2 protein-coding genes are annotated in these 3,001 nt (G+C 68.9%); one reads left to right on the top strand and one right to left on the bottom strand.

What is annotated here, in order from left to right; all coding sequences use genetic code 11:
* The first annotated feature begins 107 nt into the window (after positions 1 to 107).
* On the top strand, positions 108 to 1,874 hold the full coding sequence (locus ACWDA7_RS51705) for a recombinase family protein (protein ID WP_450615029.1): 1,767 nt from the start codon (positions 108 to 110) through the stop codon (positions 1,872 to 1,874).
* Between the two features lie 390 nt (positions 1,875 to 2,264).
* Here the strand turns inward: ACWDA7_RS51705 and ACWDA7_RS51700 are convergent, their stop codons facing one another.
* Entirely contained in the window at positions 2,265 to 2,711 is a 447-nt protein-coding gene (locus ACWDA7_RS51700; protein ID WP_450615027.1) for a hypothetical protein, read from the bottom strand.
* Positions 2,712 to 3,001 lie beyond the last annotated feature (290 nt).

Below are 3,001 nucleotides of genomic sequence, written 5' to 3'. Positions count from 1 at the left end.
CGATCGATAAAACGATGCCCAGGCCCACGACCAGGGCGGCACCACCGTGCGGCGGCATATCGGCAAGGTCCGCATAAGAGGCCGAACTCCACCTGATCCGCTCACGGTTGACCGCCGGGCTCAAGCACAAGGCCGCCAGGGGCGAACTCAAACAGGGCCTGCCGGTCGGCCTCGACTACGACGAGGCCGACAAAGTCGTCATCACGGCGGACGAGGCCGTGCAGGAGGCCATCGCGACGGTCTTCCGCCGCTTCGACGAGCTCGGCTCGGCCCGCCAGGTGCTGATCAGCCTGCGCGAGGACCACCTCAAACTGCCCCGCCGCCGCAACGGCTCGAAGCAGATCACCTGGGCCGAGGCGACCTATCCGGCCGTCCATGACTTCCTGACCAACCCGGCCTATGCCGGGGCGTTCGTCTTCGGCCGCACCCGCACCGACAAACGCGTCGACCCCGCGACGGGCCACGTGGTCGCCCGGGACCGGCTGGTGCCGCGCGAGCAGTGGGAAGTTCTCATCCCCGACCACCATCCCGGCTTCATCAGCTGGGACAAGTACGAGACCAACACCGCGAAGCTGCGGGCGAACTGGCGCCACCCGCGCGAACAGGCCGGTGGTGCGGTCCGCGAGGGCCGGGCCCTGCTGCAGGGCCTGCTGCGGTGCGGGTGGTGCGGGCGGATCATGCAGACCGGATACTCGGGCACCAAGGGCAACTGCCCCCGCTATGTCTGCGCCCGCGCCAAGCAGCTGTATGCCGGCGAGAAGGTCTGCCAGTCCATCGGCGGCGTCAAGCTGGAGAAGACGATTCTGAACGAGCTGTTCGCGGTGTTGCAGCCGGCCGCGCTGACCGCCACCGCCCGGGCCCTGGCCGAGGCCGACGCCCGCCACCAGGAGAACCTGTCGGTCTTCCAACTCGCCGTCGAGCGGGCCCGGTTCGAGGCCGAGCGGGCACTGCGGCAGTTCAACAACGTCGAACCCGAAAACCGCCTCGTGGCCCGGACCCTGGAGAAGACCCTCGAGGAGAAACTCGCCGCTGTCCGCACGGCCGAGGCCGACCTGACCGCGCAGAAGGCCCGCCGCCCGGCCGCCCTCACCGAGCAGGCACTGGCCTGGATCACGAGCGCGGGCACCGACGTCCGCGCCGTCTTCGAAGCGCCCACGACCACGCTGCGCGAGCGCAAGCAGCTGATCCGCGCGGTCATCGCCGAGATCGGCATCACCATCCACGCCGAGCGCCGCATCGCCGACCTGAAGATCGTCTGGCAGGGCGGGGCGAGTACCGAGCTGTCGATGACGATGAACAAGTCCGGCGGACGCGTCCAGGTGACCGACGAGGACACCATCGACCTGGTCCGGCGCCTGGCCCAGCACTACAACGACCGCTCCATCGCGGCGATCCTGGCCAAGCAGAAGCGCCGCACCGCCACCGGCCTGACCTGGACCAGGACCCGGGTCGCGATCCTGCGGGCCACCCACCACATCCCCGCCTACCAACAGCCGCCGAAGGCCGATGTCAGTGCCGGCTGCGACGATGCGCTCGTGGTCACCATCACCGAGGCCGAGAAGATCCTCGGCGTCAGCAAGGTCACGCTCTACCGCTGGATGAAGGACGGCTTCATCCACGGCGAGCAGATCACCCCGGGCGCCCCCTGGCGCATCCGGATCGACCAGGCCCTCCGCGACAAGATCAAGCCGGAGGTCCCCGATGGCTGGCTCGCCCTCGACGAGGCCGCCACGGCCCTCGGAGTGGCCCGCCAGACCGTGTTGCACAAGGTCCAACGCGGCGAACTCGCCGCCGTCCACGTCAACCGCGGACGACGCAAAGGGCTCCGTATCCAGGTGCAACGCGACCAACCTGGACTGTTCGACACACCCTGATAGGAGGAATGGGCAGTGCTAACCAGCCCTGGGCGGCCCCAGGAAGATCACGTTCTCCTTGCCGACGACGAAGTCGAATGTCCCCAGATGGGCGATGACCTCGCGTTTCACGGACCGCTGGCGATCGAAGGCGACGTTCCCAGAGACTTGCGGGAGGGGAAGCGGGCCGCCCGGTGCGTCCCTCGGCGCCATGGGAGTCCCAGGCGGCGACCTCCCGCTGCAGGCAGACGGCCAGATACTCCTCGTGGCTCCAGCCCTCGTCGCGGGCCCGTTCGACAAGCGGGGTGGCCGCGTCCCGCAGGGCCCGGGCTTTCAACGCCTTGGCCGCATAGACGAGTTCGGAGCCGACATCGCGGGAGGTCCGGGCCTGATTCGTGCCCTTCGACGCGTTCACCAGGCTGCCCCTTCGCCCGTGCTCAGCCCAGCGTCGATCACGCCGAAGAACCGGTCGTAGGTGTCCAGCGAGCGCTCCTCAACCTCCGTGGTCACCGACGGTGCCGGTTTCTTGTCCGAGGCTGTGTGGGCCGGTGTCCCGGAGGACGCCTGCCCCCACACCTCGCTGGCGTACAGGCGTTCCAGGAAGGCGGACGCCCCGGCGTACTCCTCGACGACGAGGCGCAGGTGCCGCTCTCCGGTGATCAGGACCCGATCAGTGGCCTCACGGCGGCACGAGCCGACCCAGCGCTCAGCGATCGCGTTCATCCGGGGCACGCCCGGCAGGATGGGCACAGCGCGGGCACCGACGGCGGTGAAGACCACGTCGAAGCCCTCGGTGAAGTATCCGTTGTCTCGGATCAGATACCGGATGCCGGCGGTGCGTGTGTCGTCCCAGCTCATGAGGAGGTTTCTGGCGCACTGCGCGGCCCACGCGGCCGTAACGTGCCGGGTGACGCCGGCGATGTGCACCCGCCTCGGACAGTGCCGTGGAATCTCGCGAAGAGTTCGATTCGCATCCTCTCCCATCTGGCTCCCGAACCGCTGAAGCTGTCTGTTTCTCTCTTGAAGGCTCCCCCGCCTGAAGGCGGGTGATTCCCGTCCGGCCTTGGGGCCGGACGCCCCTTGCGGGGCGCCTTCGGGCGTGTGTGGGGATTCCAGGCTCAGGCAGCCTTCCGGGCCAGCGGCCCGGA

Source organism: Streptomyces sp. NPDC001156, assembly GCF_053598275.1.
This window is presented reverse-complemented; position numbering and strand designations above follow the sequence as displayed.